This is a genomic window from Novosphingobium sp. BL-S-24 (genome assembly GCF_055521575.1).
The window spans coordinates 1,770,912-1,787,269 of record NZ_CM145488.1 but is presented as its reverse complement, the minus strand read 5'-3'; the positions used below and the strand labels follow the sequence as shown (position 1 = coordinate 1,787,269).

Below are 16,358 nucleotides of genomic sequence, written 5' to 3'. Positions count from 1 at the left end.
ACCATGCGTTAGATCATCATCATTCGCAGGAGAGATGATTCGATGTCCGAAATCGAAATCCAGTTGAAAAAAGGGGTGCTGGGACTGTGCGTCCTTGCCCTGCTGTCTCGAGGAGACAGTTACGCATACGAAATAGCCAGCCGACTGGCCGACGCCGTCGATATGGGTGAGGGCACCATCTACCCTCTGATGCGACGCATGCAGTCTGAGGGATTGGTGGCGACCTATCTTGAGGAGTCGCCATCCGGTCCTTCACGCAAGTATTACAAGATCACCGAAACCGGACGTGCCCGCCTGGCTGACCAGGTCAGCGAATGGCGCGGCTTCACCGCCGCTGTCGACGGGCTGATCGACGCCGCCGACACCGCATCCACAGATAAAGCGCCAGTGCAGGAAGGGGAACCCCGCCATGAAGCGTAACGAATTCATCAAGCGCCTGAGAGCGGGCCTCAAGGGCATGCCACAAAGCGACGTGGACGATATCGTCTCCGATTATGAGGAGCATTTCGCCGCTGGCATCGCCGAGGGTCGCAACGAGGAGGAGGTGGCAGACGCCTTGGGCAACCCGTCACGCCTTGCCCGCGAACTTCGCTTCGAGGCCGGTTTTCGTAACTGGAAGAGCGAAGGTACGCCGTCGTCAGCATGGAGCGCCATCCTTGCTTTCATGGGCCTCGCGACAATCGACATCCTCATTCTGCTTCCGATCGTCCTGCCGGTGCTTGGTGTCATGCTAGGTCTTTTCATTGCGACGATCGGCGTCTTCATCGCTGGCGGGTTCATTCTAATTGCCGGGCCGTTCAGCGGCTTCCCGGGGGGCGTCCTCGTCGCGATCCTGGGAGGACTTGGCTTGATGAGCGCGGCAGTCGCGGCAGGTGCATTGCTGACGCTGGTCAGCATCTGGATCGTCAATGCCCTGATGTGGTTCGGCCGCTTGCATTATCGCGTGATCCAACCGGCTATTCACACCGATAACTGAAACATTCGAAGAGGAAGGAAGACAAGATGCTCAGGAAACTGCTCATCGTATTCGCCAGCGGCGTGATCCTCTCGATCGTCGCGTTCGGAACGGCGTGGATCATCGGCGGGGAACGCTTCAGCCGGGAGATTCACGAGCGGGACGGATGGAATTGGCATTTCGACGATGACGAGGGCAATGGTCCCCGCAAGACCCGCAATTTCGCCATCGTCTCGGGTAGCCAGCTTGCTATGGAAATCCCGGTGGAACTCGTATTTACGCGCGGAGACAAGACCGAGATGACCGTCACTGGCCCGTCCGATGTCGTCGATCGGCTAACGTGGGAAAACGGCAGGCTGTCCGTCTCTGGGTCACGAAATATTCGTCATGGGGTTAAGGTACGCATCACCGCACCGGAGATTGCCGGACTCGATCTGGACGCACCCGGTGACGTGACGATGACCGGGCTGGATCAGGAAGCCCTGAAGCTCAATTCCCGAGGGGCGATTGATCTTGACGCTTCGGGCAAGGTCAACCGCATCGCGGTTACCTCTGCCGGCGCAGGAAGCCTCGATCTGGGCAAGCTGGAAGGCCGGGATGCGACTGTCCGGTTGGATGGCGTGGGTGACGTGACACTGGGCGCGACTGGAACTGTCGATGTCGAGATCAATGGCGCGGGCAATGTGACGCTTGTACGCAAGCCAGCCGTTTTGCGTACGAAGCTGAACGGCATCGGGAATGTCGATCACGACTATTGATGGGCGGCAGTTGATTGGGCGCGCTACAAGGCAGGTGTTCCACGTGAAACGCTGAGGTGTGCTCGATCAACGGCATACAATTGCCGACAGACAAACTGGCGTAGGGGGGAGGAACTGGGGTAGGTTGTCACCAATGACTGCCCCCATTTCCCGCCCTCGCGTTCCGCCTCATCTGGTATTGCTGTCTCTGGCGGCGTTATGGGCGTGCTATTTCATCGTTGCCACGCTTCGCGGCGTTGTGATGGGGTTCGATCTCGCATGGCCCATTATCTCGCGCAGACTTACCATCTGCATCGTATCGATGCTGGTCATGGCAGCAGCCTGGCCGTTGCTTCAGTTGCTGGATCGCAAGTCCGGATGGGCGCGGTTGGTCACCGTTCTCGCCGGGGCATTGCCGTTATCTCTCGTTCTGAGCCTGGTCAACGACGCAGTGTTCGCCGATATCGAGACCTCTATCGGCCAGGAACCCGGGAGTCAGGAAGCAGAGATAAACACCGGGAACGTGCGGATCACGCGGGACGAAGCAGGCAATATACTGGTCGATCTGCCCAATCTCCCAAAGCCTCCTGCGCCGCCCAAACCTCCGCAGGCAGGCAGCTCTGCCCCGTCAGTCCCTGAGCCGCCGGAAATAGCGCCTCGCACGGAACAGCGCTCGGCCATCACCATCCATACACGCAAGACGGTTGAGGAAAGCGAAGGCATGGGACGGTGGGCCGGTATCGCTGATACCGCTTTCGGCCGGTACTTCCTTGTCCTTGCGTGGGCGGCACTTTATTTCGCGTTGGCAAAAGCGGAGGAAGCTCGGGCTGCCGAACGTCGGGAAGGTGAATATCGACGCGCGGCGGAAGCAGCCGAACTGCGGTCACTGCGCTATCAAGTGAACCCGCACTTCCTGTTCAATACGCTCAACTCACTGTCGGCACTGGTGATGACGGGGCGACAGGATGCGGCTGAGGAAATGATCCAGACGCTCTCGACATTCTATCGTCGCACCCTTTCAGGCGACACCACCAACGACATTCCGCTGGTTGACGAGATCGAACTTCAGCGACTGTACTTCGCTATCGAGACGGTGCGCTTTCCTGACCGCCTGCTCACTCATATCGACGTCGACGAAGCGCTGCGGCATGCGACAGTGCCCGGAATGATTTTGCAGCCGCTCGTCGAAAACTCGGTAAAATACGCCGTGGCTACCACCCAACGCCCGGTTACCGTATCAATCGATGCACGCAGAGAGGGTGGTCAGATGGTCATCACCGTGGAAGACGACGGGCCGGGCAAACGGGAGGATGCGCAAAGCATGAAAACACACGGATGCGGCATAGGCCTTGCCAACGTGCGGGACCGGCTCCGGGCTCGGTATGGATCAGCCGGGACGATCAGCTATGGCAGCAAGCCCGAAGGCGGCTTTGCCACTGTCCTGCGCATGCCGCTGGAGGCGCCGCGTGACTGAAGGCTCGAGCGGGCCGCTGCGTACCCTGATCGTTGACGATGAGCCGCTAGCGGTAGAGCGCATGCAGGTCATCTGCGCCCGAATGGAGGGCGTTTCGGTAGTCGGAACCGCCAGCGACGGGCAAGCGGCCTTGCGCCTGATCGATGCGCTGACGCCGGACCTTGTGCTGCTCGATCTGACGATGCCGGACACGGACGGGCTCACGGTCGCCCGGCGGCTGAGTGCGCAAACCAGCGCCCCCGCCGTCATCTTCGTCACGGCTCACGATGAGTTCGCGGTCGAGGCGTTCGATCTCGATGCGGTGGACTACGTATTGAAGCCGGTGGCGCCCGATCGTCTGCAGCGGGCTGTAGACCGCGTTCTCTCACGCCGGACGGACCGCGCCGTGGCACCATCCAGTCGCTGGCTTGAAGAGTTCTGGGTGCCGCACCGATCAGAACTGGTGCGGATTGCCTCCGCCGAAGTGCACCGGATCGATGCTGAGCGTGACTACGTCCGCTTGTATGTTCGTGATCAGAGTTACCTGCTGTTGCAGACGATCACCGGTTTGGAGGAACGGCTCGATCCAGCGCGTTTCATCCGCATCCACCGCAGTTGCATCCTGCAGCGCAGCCATGTTTCGGGTTTGCGGCATGAGGGACTCGGGGTGTGGTGCGCGGAGACCGTCGATGGCCAGGCCCTGCGGATCGGTCGCACCTATCTTCCGGCCGTAAAGAAAATGGCGGGCCGCTAAGCCCGCCATCAGGTGATTTCCGGGTCTTTTCTCTTTTGGGACCTGGATGAGAACGGGATGGGCAAGCGATCAGCCGCCGAGGCGATTGTCGCTTGCTTTGCCGATTGCCAGCGCGACATGGTCTTGGGCTTGCGTAACAGCTTGCTTGACGCAGCGAATAGCATCGGCATCGGGCAGGCGCGAGCCGCTGGTCAGCTGATCGTACCCGCAAACCCGGCGGGCGGCGAACGTGATCCGGCGGTCGAGCGCCTTCTGACCGGCTACCGTGGTCAGGTCGAGGTCCTTATAGTGCACTTCCATGGTTCCGGCGAACGCGGTGGGGGCGGCAAACAGGCCCACGGTGCAAAGGGCGGCGGCAATGATGGCGTTGGTCTTGAACATGGTACATCCTCCTCAAGTGTGAGCCTTGGGGAAGTGTCCTCCGTTCGGCTCGATGAGTGTGAAGTGCACCGGGCAGACAGCCATTGCATGTGAAGGTCGACTGTCGTTCATTTCATGTCGATGAAGGTATAATCGCCGGGACGAACGCCTTTTCCCGTCCGACAAACAGCAGGATGTTTCAAACGTCGCGGATTCGCCCGGTTGGCGCAACGTGTCCGCATCATTGGGGTTTACCTCCCATGCTGCCCGTCATTTTCGTGTTCTGCTTCGGTGTGTTCAATTTCGCCGCCCACAAGGCGTTGATCGAAAGCGGGCATCCCATGCTTTCGCAGGTCCCCTGGTTTTTCCAGTCACTGGGCGGCCGGTTGAGCCTGATCGTCGAGTTCGTCATGCTGTTAGGCGCCATGATCATGGCGGCGGCCGGATCGATGGGGTGGACCTGGATTTACGCGCTCTACACCGGACTGAACGGGCTTTCCGCGTGGCTTATCTTTGGCCGTCGACTTTGACGGGAACCTGCGATCGATCCGGGGGCTTTCTGGCGCATGATGAACAATGACCACGAACGGACTGTTTGGCTGGTGTGCAACCCCGCCAGCGGCAGCAACGACGATGCGACGGTGGACGCACTCACAGATGCGTTTGCGGATGCCGGGCTGAAGCTGGACCGGATCGTTCGCTTTCCCGATGATCCGGCTCCCAAACCAGAGGAACTGGACCAGCGAGGCGTCGATATTCTTACCGTCTTTGCGGGCGACGGAACTACTCATTCGGTAGTCACCACCGCATGGGGATGGGGAGGGGCCGTGCTTGTGCTGCCAGGCGGCACGATGAACATGCTGTCCAAACGTCTCCACGGTGAAGTAAGCGCCGAGGAGATCATCGCCAAAGTCGGGGCTCAACCGCTGCGAACCTCGCGCCCTTCCGTTCTCCATACACGCCACGGTATCGGGCTGACAGGCGCTTTGGCCGGGCCGGGAACGGTCTGGAACGAAGTCCGCGAGGCGATGCGGGAAATGAACATCCTGGAATTCGTCTCAACCGCTCGCGAAGCGATCAGCCAGTCGACCAGCGGCCCCAAGGTCGTTTGCGCCGAAGCCGATTGCGGGCGGGACGAAGGCTATTCTGCCATTACTATTGTCCCGCAGGACAACGGCATCGAAGCGAACGGCTACTACGCTGAATCGCTAACCGATTTCGCAGGGCAGGGCATCGCCTTGCTCAACCGGGATTTCAGGGACGGCCCCCATGATGAATTGGGACTGCATCCAAAAATCCGGCTGGTCTGTCCGACAAACGAACCTATGGGCCTGCTGATCGACGGAGAGCCTTTCGACGGTTCCGCAGAAGAGATATTCGAACTGGGTCCCTGCGAGGTCGATCTGGTCACAACGAAGGAGTTTGACGGGTAATGCATGGCAAAGCCGCATCGATGCAAGGCGGTCCGTTGCGGCTGTTCCAACTGAGCGACATTCATTTCGGACTCGAAGACAAGCGCGCGCTTGAATGGGTGAAAGCCTGCATAGAGCAGGAGAAGCCAGACGCTGTCGCTATCACCGGCGACCTGACCATGCGGGCACGCCATCCCGAATTTCGCGCTGCTTGTGAGTGGATTACGGCGTTGAACGTCCCTGTAACGGTGGAAGTCGGCAATCACGACATTCCGTACTTCAACCTCTACGCCCGGTTCTTTGCGCCCTATAAACGCTTCAAAGCGATCGAACGAATCCTGGAAACGCAGCTCGATCTGCCCAATCTTGCCATCGTTCCCCTACGTACCACCACTCGGGCCCAGTGGCAGCGTTTCCCGTGGTCTAACGGCTGGGTGACCGAACGAGCGCTGTCGCACACCTTGGCGGCCATTGATGCGCTGCCGGAGGGGACCCGCGTCCTGATCGCAGCCCACCATCCACTGACCGAGCGTCGTGCCGACGGCAAACTGCTGACGATCAATGGCACGAGGACGATGGAAGTCCTCGCCAGCCGCAAGGTACTGGGGATCATGACCGGGCATATCCACGATCCGTTCGACATGATCGAGCAGACGCCGGCCGGCCCCTTGCGCATGATCGGTGCAGGGACGTTGTCGCTGCGCATCCGATCCACGCCGCCCAGCTTCAACGAAATCGTGATCGATGGCGATGAGGTCAAAGTCACGGCGCGCAATCTGGCGCAAGTGCCAACGCCCAGAATGCAGATAGACCGGGTGCCGGAAAACGCCCTGCCGCCGCGTTCACCGGAAGAACCCGTTTCGCCGGTAGCGACGGTTCCGCCGGTCGATCCTCCGGTCCATTGAGCGAAAAAGGCCCGGGACATTCTCCCGGGCCTTTTCATTTCCGATCAGTCAACCAGGAGGCCTTCCCGGGCGATCTTGTCCTTCCAATGCTGCGGCGCCAGCGTGTGGACATTGTTGCCCTCGCTATCCACTGCGACTGTCACCGGCATGTCCTGCACCGTGAACTCGTAGATCGCTTCCATACCAAGGTCCGCGAACCCGACCACTTTGGCTTCCTTGATCGCACGCGCCACCAGATAGGCCGCGCCGCCGACTGCCATCAGATAGGCAGACTTGTGCCCGGCGATCGATTTCGTGGCTGCAGGTCCGCGCTCCGACTTCCCGACGCTGGCCAGCAGGCCAAGTTCGAGCATTGTGTCGGAGAACTTGTCCATGCGCGTTGCCGTTGTCGGGCCAGCGGGGCCGACCACTTCGTCGCGCACCGGATCGACCGGGCCGACGTAGTAGATCACCCGCCCCTTGAAATCGACCGGCAGTTCCTCACCCTTTGCCAGCATGTCGGAAATGCGCTTGTGCGCGGCGTCGCGCCCGGTCAGCATCTTGCCGTTAAGGAGCAGGCGGTCGCCTTGCTTCCAGCTTTGCACTTCCTCGGACGTCAGCGTGTCCAGATTGACCTTCTTCGCTTCCTTGCTCGGCTTCCACTCGACCTGCGGCCATTCGTCGAGATTCGGCGTTTCGAGATAGCTGGGGCCCGAACCGTCGAGCGTGAAGTGCGCATGCCGGGTTGCCGCGCAATTCGGGATCATCGCGACGGGCTTGCCTGCTGCGTGGCAGGGCCAGTCAAGGATCTTAACGTCGAGAATGGTCGCAAGGCCGCCAAGGCCCTGGGCACCGATGCCCAGTGCGTTGACCTTGTCGAAGATCTCGATGCGCAGCGCCTCGATATCGTTCTGCGGTCCACGCTGCTTGAGCTGGGCCATGTCGATCGGTTCCATCAGGCTTTGCTTGGCAAGCTTGACGCAATGTTCCGCCGTGCCGCCAATGCCGATGCCGAGCATGCCCGGCGGGCACCAGCCTGCGCCCATCTGGGGCAGCATTTCGACCACCCAGTCGACGATGGAATCGCTGGGATTCATCATCTTGAACTTGGACTTGTTTTCAGAGCCGCCGCCCTTGGCCGCGACATCGACCGAAATCTTCGATCCCGGCACCATCGTCACCGAGAGGACGCAGGGGGTGTTGTCCTTGGTGTTGCGGCGCGTGAAGGCAGGGTCGGCAAGCACCGACGCGCGCAGCTTGTTCTCCGGGTGATTATACGCCCGGCGCACGCCGTCGTCGACCACGTCCTGAAGCGAACGCTCTGATTCGAGGCGGCAGTTCTGGCCCCACTCGATGAACACGTTGACGATGCCGGTATCCTGACAGATCGGGCGATGCCCTTCCGCGCACATGCGGCTGTTCGTCAGGATCTGGGCGATGGCATCCTTGGCCGCAGGGCCTTGCTCCGCCTCATAGGCGTCACCCAGCGCGCGAATATAATCCATCGGGTGGTAATAGCTGATGTACTGAAGCGCGTCGGCGACCGACTCGATCAGGTGTTCTTCGCGGATGGTCACCATTTCTGTCATGGAATGTGCGCTCCCGTTCTGGCGGACAACGTGATTTTGCCGGTCCCATAGGGCGCGGGGCGTCCATCGTCAAAGTGCTTGAACTGATCGACCAGCGTATTCGCAAATGGCTTGGCCTGATCGGGTGCTTCGCCTAGAAGGCCGCCTTATGTGCCGCCTTCGTGAGTGGGTTCGATGATGAACCGCCGCGAACGAGTGAGGGAACTGCACCTGATGACCTTGACCGAGGATCGGTCGGCGCCTGCCGGCTCCAATGCTGCCAACGCCGCTATCTCTGATGCGCGCCGCGCGATGATCACCAGCCAGCTGCGCACCAGCGGCGTCAATGAACCATGGGTTCTTGAAGCGATGTCCACGGTTGCGCGCGAAGACTTCGTCCCCGCCGCAATGCGCGACGCGGCGTATATCGATCGCGCGATTGCACTGGGCGGCGGTCGTTTCCTGGCCGCACCCTTGGTCCACGGGCGCATGCTCGCCGAGGCTGCGCCTTCTGATGCGGACCGTGTGCTGCTCGTTGGCGATGGCAACGGCTATCTCGCTGCCCTGCTCCGCCAGCTTAGCCGATCGGTCGATTCGGTAGCTCCCGCTGATGCAAACGAAGCGGGAGAAGGCGACTACACCCTGATCGTCATCGACGGCGCGATCGAAGTTTTGCCGGACGCACTTGCAGAGCGCCTGCAGGATGGCGGACACATCGTCGCGGGCTTAATCGTGCGCGGCGTCGCCCGGCTTGCCGTTGGCACCAAGGCTGCCGGCAAGGTTTCTCTGCTGCCGCTCGCCGAAATGGGAGTACCCGTCCTTCCGGAATTTGCAGCACCCAAACGCTGGAGTTTCTGAGCATGTCCCGGTTCGCGCTGCGTGCCGGGTTGTTCGTGGGGGGAAGTCTGCTTTGGACGATCGGTCAGCCTGTATCGGCTGACACTCTGCGTGACGCGCTGGTCATGGCCTATCAGACCAACCCGACGCTGGAAGCTGCCCGCGCGCAGCAACGGGCGACGGACGAGGGCGTGCCGATTGCTCGCGCGCCCGGGCTGCCATCTGCCAGCGTGACCGGAACGTACACGGAATATCTCAAGCAGAGCGAGAATTCGTTCAACGCTCCATCGCGCGTGTTCAGCGGCGGGGCGGATCTCGGTGTGCCGATCTACTCGGGCGGCGGGGTGAAGAACCGGGTCAAAGCCGCCAAGATCCGCGTCGAAGCCGGGCAGGCGGACCTGCGCGGCACCGAGAGTTCGCTGTTTTCGAATGTCGTCGCCGCCTACATGGATGTGATCCGGACCGAAGCAATCGTCGGCCTCAACCGCAAGAATGTCAGCGTGTTGCAGACCAACCTGCAGGCGACCGGAGACCGTTTCGAGATTGGCAACCTGACCCGCACGGACGTAGCCCAGTCGCAATCGCGCCTTGCGATCGCTCAGAGCGACCTGCGGACGGCTGAAGCCAATCTGGCAGCTGCGCGGGAAACGTACATCCGGCTTGTCGGCAGAGCACCGCAAACGCTGGAAGCACCGCCGCCATTGCCCAATCTTCCGGCCAGCGCTGAAGAAGCGGCATCAATCGCGCTCGATTCAAATCCCGATCTTATCGGCGCGAGAGAAAGAACGCGCGCGGCGGAAAAGGATATTGACGTTGCCGGCTCCAGCCGATTGCCCACCGTCCGATTGTTCGGGCAAGGTAGCTACAACAACTATTTTAACACCTTGGCGCGCGGCATCCCAGGTGCCGGCGTATCTCAGCAGGACTCAGCCGCTCAGGCAGGAGCCCAGCTTTCGATCCCGCTTTTTCAGGGTGGTTTGCCCGCAGCCCAGCGCAGACAGGCTCAGGCAACGGCTTCCGCGTCGCTGGAGCAGGAAATCGCCACCGAACGCGATGTCATCGCGCAAGTCCGCTCCGCCTACACATCGTGGATAGCCTCCAACGATCTGATCCGCTCCTCACAAGTGGCGGTCGATGCCGCGTCCTTGAGCTTGGAAGGCGTGCGCGCCGAAAACTCAGTCGGCAACCGCACGATCCTTGATATCCTGAATGCCGAGCAGGAGCTTCTCAACGCACAGGTGCAGCTGGTGACGGCCCGGCGTAACTCCTACGTCGCCGGCTTCACTCTGCTTGCCGCGATGGGAAGGGCCGAGGCTCGCGACCTAAATCTGGATGGGGGTATCCTGTACGATCCGGACGTAAATTATCGCCGGGTCAAAGGCAAATTTTTCGACTTCGACGACGACCCTGACCCGGTCGCGCGGTCTACCCGAACCGTTGACACCCCCGTGCAGAATGGTGAGATTTCGCCATCTCAGCAGCCTTGATCTCGATTCGGGATGGAAACCGGCGTGCTTGATGAATAAGGCGGTAAGGATCGGCGCGGGAACAGGGCGCGCTCAGGGGGATTTGGTCAAGATGCGTCAGAACGGTGAACCTTCGGTCGAGGAAATCCTGCAGTCGATCAAGCAGGTCATTGCCCGCGACGCCCGTCTGGACGTTCGTGGTTTCACCCGTACCGCCAAATCCGATCCGTTGCCGGAAGATAGGTCCGCGATCGACGATGACGACGTGTTCGATCTTGCAGAGGCAGCCCAATTGCCCCCGCAGAACGAAGACGAGAGCGCAGAACCGGACGAAAGCCCGCTCGTGCAGTCACAGGTCCGCAATTCGATGCGCGAATCGCTGGCGGCGCTGGCCATGATCTCCGAACCCGGCGCTCAACCCCAGATCGTGCGCTCCGGCGAAACCTCGCTGGAGGCGATGACCCGCGAATTGCTGCGCCCAGCGCTAGCGGAATGGCTGGACAAAAATCTGCCGCCCATGGTCGAAAGATTGGTGGCAGCGGAAATCGCCCGGATCGTCGGCAAGAAAGTGTAACGCGTCAGGCGTCGGTGCTGGACAACCGAGCGTCGCTTCCTACTTTCCAGCGCATGCACGAACCGATCCAAGAAACACTTCCGGTCATTGCTCCATCATCGAGCACTCCCGCGTGAGCCGAGCGGTTGAAAAAGCCCAGGACGCTTTCGTCAAAAACGGCAGTGATGCGGTTGAGCGGCACATCTTTCTGTGCGCCGAGCCGCAGAAGGGCGAATGCTGCTCCCTCGAGCAGGGACAGGCCGCCTGGAAATATCTAAAGAAGCGCCTCAAACAATTGGGTCTCGATGGACCTAAGACTTCGAAAGGCGGCGGCGTGGCCCGGACCAAGGCGGATTGCCTGCGCATCTGCCATGCGGGTCCGATCGCCGTCGTATGGCCGGATGATGTCTGGTATCATTCGTGCACGGAAGAAGTACTGGAGAGCATTATCCAGCAACACCTGATCGGCGGGCAACCGGTCGAGGCTTTTCGCCTTCAGCGGCGGTAAGAACTAAGCGTCATCATCTTCCAGCGGATCAATAATTGATTCGTCATGTCCGGTCCCGCTGGACAAGAAAACCAGGCCCATCAACGCTGACGCCAGCAACATCGTAAAGCCGACACCCAGAGCGGTGGCGATATAGAAATGGATCGATACCATTCCGTTGGATCGATAGAGCAACAACACGGACCCGATCACCAGACCGATCGTGATCGACATCATCCAGCGCATGATCCGAAGAAAGCGCGCCCAAGCGTGGGACGCCTTTTCAGGATCATCAAGGGGAGACCTGGGTATCATGCGCCCTATCTGATGCCCCGGCGCTTCGCCCGCAAGCGTCATCGCCGATATTTCCGTTCGATGGCCGGATCGCGACCCAAGTGGCGCTTCGTTTTGCCCTGTGATATCCTCTGATCTCATTGTTCGAACAGCAGGATGCCGCGACAAGAGGGAGAGCAGGGTCATGACGATTGGTCGAATTATCGAAGGCCGGGATAGCGTTGTTACGTGCGATGTCGCCACCAAGGTGCGCGACGCCGTCGCTCTCCTCGCTGATCGGAGGATCGGTGCCGTCCCGGTCATGCAGGATGGCCAGATCGTCGGCATCTTTTCCGAACGAGACGTTATCTACCGCCTCCATGATTCCGGGGAGAGCATCCTGGATACCGAAGTAGGCCAGATCATGACCGCCCCACCGGTCACCGTAGAGCCGGGCACCTCGGTGATGGCGGCGCTTTCCCTCATCACCCGGCGTCGCATCCGCCACCTGCCAGTGGTCGAAAATGGAAGGATGGTGGCCTTCGTGTCGATCGGCGATCTGGTGAAATACCGCATCGACAAGATTGAGCATGAAGCGGCGGCAATGCGCGACTACATTCAAATGGCCTAATCGGAGGCCAAGCCGGTCCGGCGAGCGCCTTGCCGCGACCGGCACGTGCGCCTACATCGGGTGCATGGACCACAACAGCCTGACACTCAGCCCATCTGCCGCCGCGCGCGTTGCGGCCATCGCCAGCAAGCAAAGCAAGCCCGCAATCCTGCGCCTCGCAGTGGAGGGCGGTGGCTGTTCGGGCTTCCAATACAAATTCGGTTTGGCTGATGCGCCCGACGCGGAAGACAGCGTGACGGAGACGGACGGCGTTCAACTGATTGTCGACGCTGTCAGCCTGGACCTAGTTTCCGGCTGTGTCGTCGATTTTGTCGAGTCGTTGGGCGGAGCCGCTTTCAAGGTGGAAAATCCCAACGCAGCGGCGGGATGCGGCTGTGGGTCCAGCTTCTCGGTATGAGAATTTCGACGTTCAATATTAACGGCGTGAAGGCGCGGCTGCCGAGGCTGCTTGAATGGCTCGATGAAACGCGCCCTGCCGTTGCCTGCCTGCAGGAAATCAAAAGCCAGGACGAGGGCTTCCCGATCGCCGAGTTCGAAAAGCTGGGCTACAGGGGACTGTGGCACGGGCAGAAGGGCTTCAACGGCGTCGCTATCCTTGCCGATGGTGAGCAGCCCATAGAGGTCCAGCGCGGCCTTGAGGGGGAGCCTGAAGACGAGCACTCGCGCTATCTGGAAGCGCAGGTCTTTGGGGTGAGGGTAGTGTGTATCTACCTGCCTAACGGCAATCCAGTGCCGGGGCCGAAGTTCGATTACAAGCTGCGCTGGATGGAGCGGCTACGCAAGCGCATGGCAGCGATCAGAGCCGAAGAGGTGCCTGCGATCGTAACGGGAGACTACAACGTCGTCCCCACTGATCGCGACGTTTGGTCGCCTCCTGCAATGGCTGCCGATGCGCTGATGCAACCGTCATCGCGCGATGCCTATTTCCGGCTGCTCGGTGATGGCTGGACCGATGCCCTAGCCACGCACAATCCAAGGGGGGGCGTGTGGACGTTCTGGGATTACCAGGCCGGTGCCTGGCAGCGGGATCACGGGTTCCGGATTGACCATTCACTGCTATCGCCAGAACTGGCGGACCGCTTGGTCGCTTGCGGGGTCGATAAGGAGCATCGTGGTCGTGAAAAAGCCAGCGATCACGCGCCGGTTTGGGTAGAGCTGGCCCCCTGAGACGCCGCTGGCGGCGATCAGCAGGCAATATCAGCGATAGAAGACGTGGTTATCAACCCGAGCGAGGCGGGTAAGACGCCATTTGGGCGAAACGCGCGTTGCGTGGAAGAACAGGGCGCCCTTGGCCTTGCTTTTCCAGCTTCCTTCATCAGCGATCTTGGCGATGGCGACTGCCTGTCGCCAGCTGTCTGATGCCTCGCGCACGAACGGCATCGACTTACCGCGTACAAACGAGAACTGGGACGGCTGGTAAACAACCCCGCAGTAGCTGCTGGGGAAACGGCCGGACTTGGTGCGATTGACGATTACGCGCCCGACCGCAAGTTGGCCTTCAAGGGTTTCACCACGAGCCTCGAAGTAAACTGCTCCGGCTAGGCAACGCATTTCCTGGGTCATTTCCGATGGAATGTCCTGCAGGGAAACCAGTTCCTTCAGCGTCTCGGCATCGGGGGCCTCGTCGCCGTCGTCGTCATTGACATCATCTTGCGGGATGGCTTGCACGACGGGGTTCGATACGAAGTGCGGCTCCGCTGGAGCTGGTACGGTCAGGGTCGGAACCCAATCCGACGCTGCAGCACCTGATCCGTTGGCGCTCAATAGTACGGTCAATACCGTTGCGGCCAGCGCTGTGGCGCTAGCCAGCTGAAACTTGCTTCGCATCAAATCATATCAAGGGCGGTTAACCGATCCGACACAGGCTGGAACGGAAATCCCCTGAGGGGCGTTCTTATTCCGTTAGAGCCTGCCGACGATTCCCCGTCTGCGTGCTAGCTGGCCAACCGTAGCGTTGCCCTAGCCGCTTTCGCGCTTGCGAAGGCGCGTTTACCTTGCATAGCTTGCAAGTCAAGCGGACTCCCGCCGTCTTCAGATGAAGCGTTCGGCGTTCGCGATGTCGAGTTCCACGATCCACAGATCGGGGTCCTGAGCCTTCCGACGCTGTAAATATTCCTGGAAAACGCCAGGTTCGTCGACGTTTTCGCGTTTTGATACCTGCCAGCACCTGATTCCATCGCTTTGCGGCATCCGTTCCACCAAGCGCAAGTCTGCCCCATTATGGTTCAATACCAGCAGGATAGTCCCTGCGTCCGCTTCGCCCTTGGATGCAATGACGCCGAACCCTCCCGCGGAATTGACGCGCCGCAGCATTGCAGAAACTTCGAGGTGCGCGGGCAGGCGCTCGTCCATCCGATCAGTTCCCGCCAGTCTCGAAGGAATAGCCCGGCAAACTGGAGAGCGCGATTCGTGACCGCATGAAGGTGCCAGTTCCTCGACCGCATTCGTCACCCTCCTCGTCAATTAGCCATGATTCGGCGACGAGGACTCGGCGGCGACCGCTCACCCAACGTCCTTCCGCCACGATCCGACCACCTTTGATTGGTTTGCTGAGGTGCATGTTGAAGGATGTCGTCAGCAGAAATCGGTCGGTGACGTGGGTGTTGGCGGCGTAAAAGGCGGCGTCGTCCAGCATCTTGAAATAGATCGTGCCGTGAGCGGCGCCCGCAGCGTGAAAACTGTTCGGAGCGACATCGAATGTTATTCGCGATAGCCCTTCGCCCGTTATTTCCATGCGGGACTGGAACAACTGATTGATCGGCGCGGACGTATAAAGGCTTTCCAAAGCCCGCCAGTGGAGGGACGCACCCGCCGTCGCATCTGGCGTCACACGGTCATGCGGCATCGCGGTCTATGACGTTGCTTAGCAATCCATAGAGAGCTTCTGATCCCGGCGCGGCCAGCAAGGCTTCGCGCATGCGTTCATCGCGCATCATTCTGGAGATGGCGGCCAAGGCGTGCAGATGCGTCGCACCAGCGCCATCCGGAGACAACAGCCCAAAAACCAGATCAACCGGCATTCCATCTGCCGAATCAAAATCAACGGGTGCTTCAAGCCGCAGAAAAACGGCGACCGGGCGCGCGAGACCGGTAATCCGGGCATGTGGAATGGCGATACGCCGCCCAAAACCCGTGCTGCCCAGCTGTTCGCGCTCTTCAACGCGGGTCAAGACAGTCTTGTGATCAAGCCCGTAGACGTCGGCAAACTGCCGCGCCAAGCGATCGAGGATAAGCGCTTTGCTATCGGCGGACACAGTAACAACCGCGTCAGGGAGCAGTGCAAACAGACTGGTCATGTCACGTCTAACGTCAAGATTTGCTCAATTTCCAATGTTGAAAAACCATAAAACCCCCGGATAGACCGGGGGCTTTCTTCCTCTCCAACGATAGGAAGCGGTGCGCCAGCGCGCGTCAGTGGGGCTCGACCCAGCCAATCGACCCATCGCCGCGGCGGTAGACCATATTATGTCGGCCGGTGCCAGCGTTTTTGAAAAGCAGAGCCGTCGTGTTGCGAAGATCCAGCATCATCACCGCGTCGGACACGGTAGCTTCCGGCACATCCACCCGGGTCTCGGCGATCACCACAGGTGCGTCGATTTCGGCCTCGTCCTCGCGGTCCACCTGCGATTCTTCGAAGATGACATAAGCCGCTTCTTCCACCGCACTGGCGTGAGCGGCCTGCTCGTGGCGATCATTCAGCCGGCGCTTGTAACGACGCAGCTGCTTGTCGATCTTCTCGGCGGACTGATCGAACGATACATGCGCATCCTGCGCAACGCCGGTGCCCTTGAGAACCAAATTCTGCATCACATGGGTGATGATGTCGCAACGGAAGGCGCCTGCGGGAGCCTTGCTGAAGGTGACATGCGAGGACAGCGCCCGGCTGAAATACTTCTCGATGATCGCCGTCAATCGTTCGTTGGCATGGGCCTGAAGGGCCTCGCCAGTATCGACCTGGTGACCGGAGACGCGAATATCCATGGGCGTA

23 protein-coding genes are annotated in these 16,358 nt (G+C 60.3%); 15 read left to right on the top strand and 8 right to left on the bottom strand.

The features are described 5' to 3' along the window. Positions 1 to 42 precede the first annotated feature (42 nt). The 5 genes from ACZ1JM_RS13905 to ACZ1JM_RS13885 all read left to right on the top strand — a co-directional run bounded on the left by ACZ1JM_RS13905 (position 43) and on the right by ACZ1JM_RS13885 (position 3,899). On the top strand, positions 43 to 420 hold the full coding sequence (locus ACZ1JM_RS13905) for a PadR family transcriptional regulator (protein ID WP_465132973.1): 378 nt from the start codon (positions 43 to 45) through the stop codon (positions 418 to 420). Beyond that, on the top strand, positions 410 to 976 hold the full coding sequence (locus ACZ1JM_RS13900) for a DUF1700 domain-containing protein (RefSeq protein ID WP_465132972.1): 567 nt from the start codon (positions 410 to 412) through the stop codon (positions 974 to 976). Before ACZ1JM_RS13905 ends, ACZ1JM_RS13900 begins: the two co-directional genes overlap by 11 nt. A 26-nt stretch (positions 977 to 1,002) precedes the next feature. After that, entirely contained in the window at positions 1,003 to 1,713 is a 711-nt protein-coding gene (locus ACZ1JM_RS13895; protein ID WP_465132971.1) for a GIN domain-containing protein, read from the top strand. Between the two features lie 133 nt (positions 1,714 to 1,846). After that, a complete protein-coding gene (locus ACZ1JM_RS13890; protein WP_465132970.1) occupies positions 1,847 to 3,166 on the top strand; it encodes a sensor histidine kinase in 1,320 nt (439 codons plus the stop codon). Between the two features lie 61 nt (positions 3,167 to 3,227). Further along, a complete protein-coding gene (locus tag ACZ1JM_RS13885; RefSeq protein WP_465135081.1) occupies positions 3,228 to 3,899 on the top strand; it encodes a LytR/AlgR family response regulator transcription factor in 672 nt (223 codons plus the stop codon). Between the two features lie 69 nt (positions 3,900 to 3,968). Here the strand turns inward: ACZ1JM_RS13885 and ACZ1JM_RS13880 are convergent, their stop codons facing one another. Then, entirely contained in the window at positions 3,969 to 4,280 is a 312-nt protein-coding gene (locus ACZ1JM_RS13880) for a UrcA family protein (protein ID WP_465132969.1), read from the bottom strand. 239 nt (positions 4,281 to 4,519) lie between these two features. Between ACZ1JM_RS13880 and ACZ1JM_RS13875 the strand changes: the two genes are divergently transcribed. From ACZ1JM_RS13875 to ACZ1JM_RS13865, 3 genes are read left to right on the top strand one after another with little or no spacing between them, the layout of a single operon-like run. Further along, positions 4,520 to 4,789, top strand: coding sequence for a hypothetical protein (locus ACZ1JM_RS13875; RefSeq protein ID WP_465132968.1), 270 nt, complete (start codon positions 4,520 to 4,522; stop codon positions 4,787 to 4,789). A gap of 36 nt (positions 4,790 to 4,825) precedes the next feature. Then, the gene (locus ACZ1JM_RS13870; protein WP_465132967.1) at positions 4,826 to 5,692 is read left to right on the top strand and encodes a diacylglycerol kinase family protein; all 867 of its coding nucleotides are present in this window, start codon (positions 4,826 to 4,828) and stop codon (positions 5,690 to 5,692) included. Further along, positions 5,692 to 6,576: a metallophosphoesterase family protein gene (locus tag ACZ1JM_RS13865; protein WP_465132966.1), complete on the top strand. Its 885-nt coding sequence runs from the start codon at positions 5,692 to 5,694 to the stop codon at positions 6,574 to 6,576. The genes ACZ1JM_RS13870 and ACZ1JM_RS13865 overlap by 1 nt, the downstream gene beginning before the upstream one ends. A gap of 44 nt (positions 6,577 to 6,620) precedes the next feature. Here the strand turns inward: ACZ1JM_RS13865 and ACZ1JM_RS13860 are convergent, their stop codons facing one another. Further along, on the bottom strand, positions 6,621 to 8,144 hold the full coding sequence (locus ACZ1JM_RS13860) for a fumarate hydratase (protein WP_465132965.1): 1,524 nt from the start codon (positions 8,142 to 8,144) through the stop codon (positions 6,621 to 6,623). Between the two features lie 213 nt (positions 8,145 to 8,357). On the opposite strand from ACZ1JM_RS13860, the gene ACZ1JM_RS13855 reads away from it, so the two are divergent. The 4 genes from ACZ1JM_RS13855 (at position 8,358) to ACZ1JM_RS13840 (ending at position 11,487) form a co-directional block, all read left to right on the top strand. Next, positions 8,358 to 8,981: a protein-L-isoaspartate O-methyltransferase family protein gene (locus ACZ1JM_RS13855; RefSeq protein WP_465135080.1), complete on the top strand. Its 624-nt coding sequence runs from the start codon at positions 8,358 to 8,360 to the stop codon at positions 8,979 to 8,981. 2 nt (positions 8,982 to 8,983) lie between these two features. Next, a complete protein-coding gene (locus ACZ1JM_RS13850) occupies positions 8,984 to 10,447 on the top strand; it encodes a TolC family outer membrane protein (RefSeq protein WP_465132964.1) in 1,464 nt (487 codons plus the stop codon). Positions 10,448 to 10,538: 91 nt separating this feature from the next. After that, positions 10,539 to 11,000: a DUF2497 domain-containing protein gene (locus tag ACZ1JM_RS13845; protein ID WP_465135079.1), complete on the top strand. Its 462-nt coding sequence runs from the start codon at positions 10,539 to 10,541 to the stop codon at positions 10,998 to 11,000. Between the two features lie 112 nt (positions 11,001 to 11,112). Beyond that, entirely contained in the window at positions 11,113 to 11,487 is a 375-nt protein-coding gene (locus ACZ1JM_RS13840) for a (2Fe-2S) ferredoxin domain-containing protein (protein ID WP_465132963.1), read from the top strand. 3 nt (positions 11,488 to 11,490) lie between these two features. Here the strand turns inward: ACZ1JM_RS13840 and ACZ1JM_RS13835 are convergent, their stop codons facing one another. Next, positions 11,491 to 11,781, bottom strand: coding sequence for a hypothetical protein (locus ACZ1JM_RS13835; RefSeq protein ID WP_465135078.1), 291 nt, complete (start codon positions 11,779 to 11,781; stop codon positions 11,491 to 11,493). Positions 11,782 to 11,944: 163 nt separating this feature from the next. On the opposite strand from ACZ1JM_RS13835, the gene ACZ1JM_RS13830 reads away from it, so the two are divergent. The 3 genes from ACZ1JM_RS13830 (at position 11,945) to xth (ending at position 13,537) form a co-directional block, all read left to right on the top strand. After that, positions 11,945 to 12,370: a CBS domain-containing protein gene (locus ACZ1JM_RS13830; protein ID WP_465132962.1), complete on the top strand. Its 426-nt coding sequence runs from the start codon at positions 11,945 to 11,947 to the stop codon at positions 12,368 to 12,370. A 64-nt stretch (positions 12,371 to 12,434) separates the two neighbouring features. After that, positions 12,435 to 12,767, top strand: a complete 333-nt coding sequence (locus ACZ1JM_RS13825) for a HesB/IscA family protein (protein WP_465132961.1) — start codon at positions 12,435 to 12,437, stop codon at positions 12,765 to 12,767. Beyond that, positions 12,764 to 13,537, top strand: coding sequence for an exodeoxyribonuclease III (xth, locus tag ACZ1JM_RS13820; protein WP_465132960.1), 774 nt, complete (start codon positions 12,764 to 12,766; stop codon positions 13,535 to 13,537). The genes ACZ1JM_RS13825 and xth overlap by 4 nt, the downstream gene beginning before the upstream one ends. 30 nt (positions 13,538 to 13,567) lie before the next feature. Here xth and ACZ1JM_RS13815 read toward each other — a convergent pair whose 3' ends face one another. The 5 genes from ACZ1JM_RS13815 to hpf all read right to left on the bottom strand — a co-directional run bounded on the left by ACZ1JM_RS13815 (position 13,568) and on the right by hpf (position 16,351). Beyond that, on the bottom strand, positions 13,568 to 14,197 hold the full coding sequence (locus tag ACZ1JM_RS13815) for a cell wall hydrolase (RefSeq protein WP_465132959.1): 630 nt from the start codon (positions 14,195 to 14,197) through the stop codon (positions 13,568 to 13,570). Between the two features lie 204 nt (positions 14,198 to 14,401). Continuing rightward, entirely contained in the window at positions 14,402 to 14,722 is a 321-nt protein-coding gene (locus ACZ1JM_RS13810; protein ID WP_465132958.1) for a DUF1491 family protein, read from the bottom strand. 4 nt (positions 14,723 to 14,726) lie between these two features. Beyond that, positions 14,727 to 15,215, bottom strand: coding sequence for a PaaI family thioesterase (locus tag ACZ1JM_RS13805; protein WP_465132957.1), 489 nt, complete (start codon positions 15,213 to 15,215; stop codon positions 14,727 to 14,729). Beyond that, on the bottom strand, positions 15,205 to 15,666 hold the full coding sequence (locus ACZ1JM_RS13800; protein ID WP_465132956.1) for a PTS sugar transporter subunit IIA: 462 nt from the start codon (positions 15,664 to 15,666) through the stop codon (positions 15,205 to 15,207). Before ACZ1JM_RS13800 ends, ACZ1JM_RS13805 begins: the two co-directional genes overlap by 11 nt. Before the next feature lie 115 nt (positions 15,667 to 15,781). Further along, the gene (hpf, locus tag ACZ1JM_RS13795; RefSeq protein ID WP_465132955.1) at positions 15,782 to 16,351 is read right to left on the bottom strand and encodes a ribosome hibernation-promoting factor, HPF/YfiA family; all 570 of its coding nucleotides are present in this window, start codon (positions 16,349 to 16,351) and stop codon (positions 15,782 to 15,784) included. Positions 16,352 to 16,358: the final 7 nt, after the last annotated feature.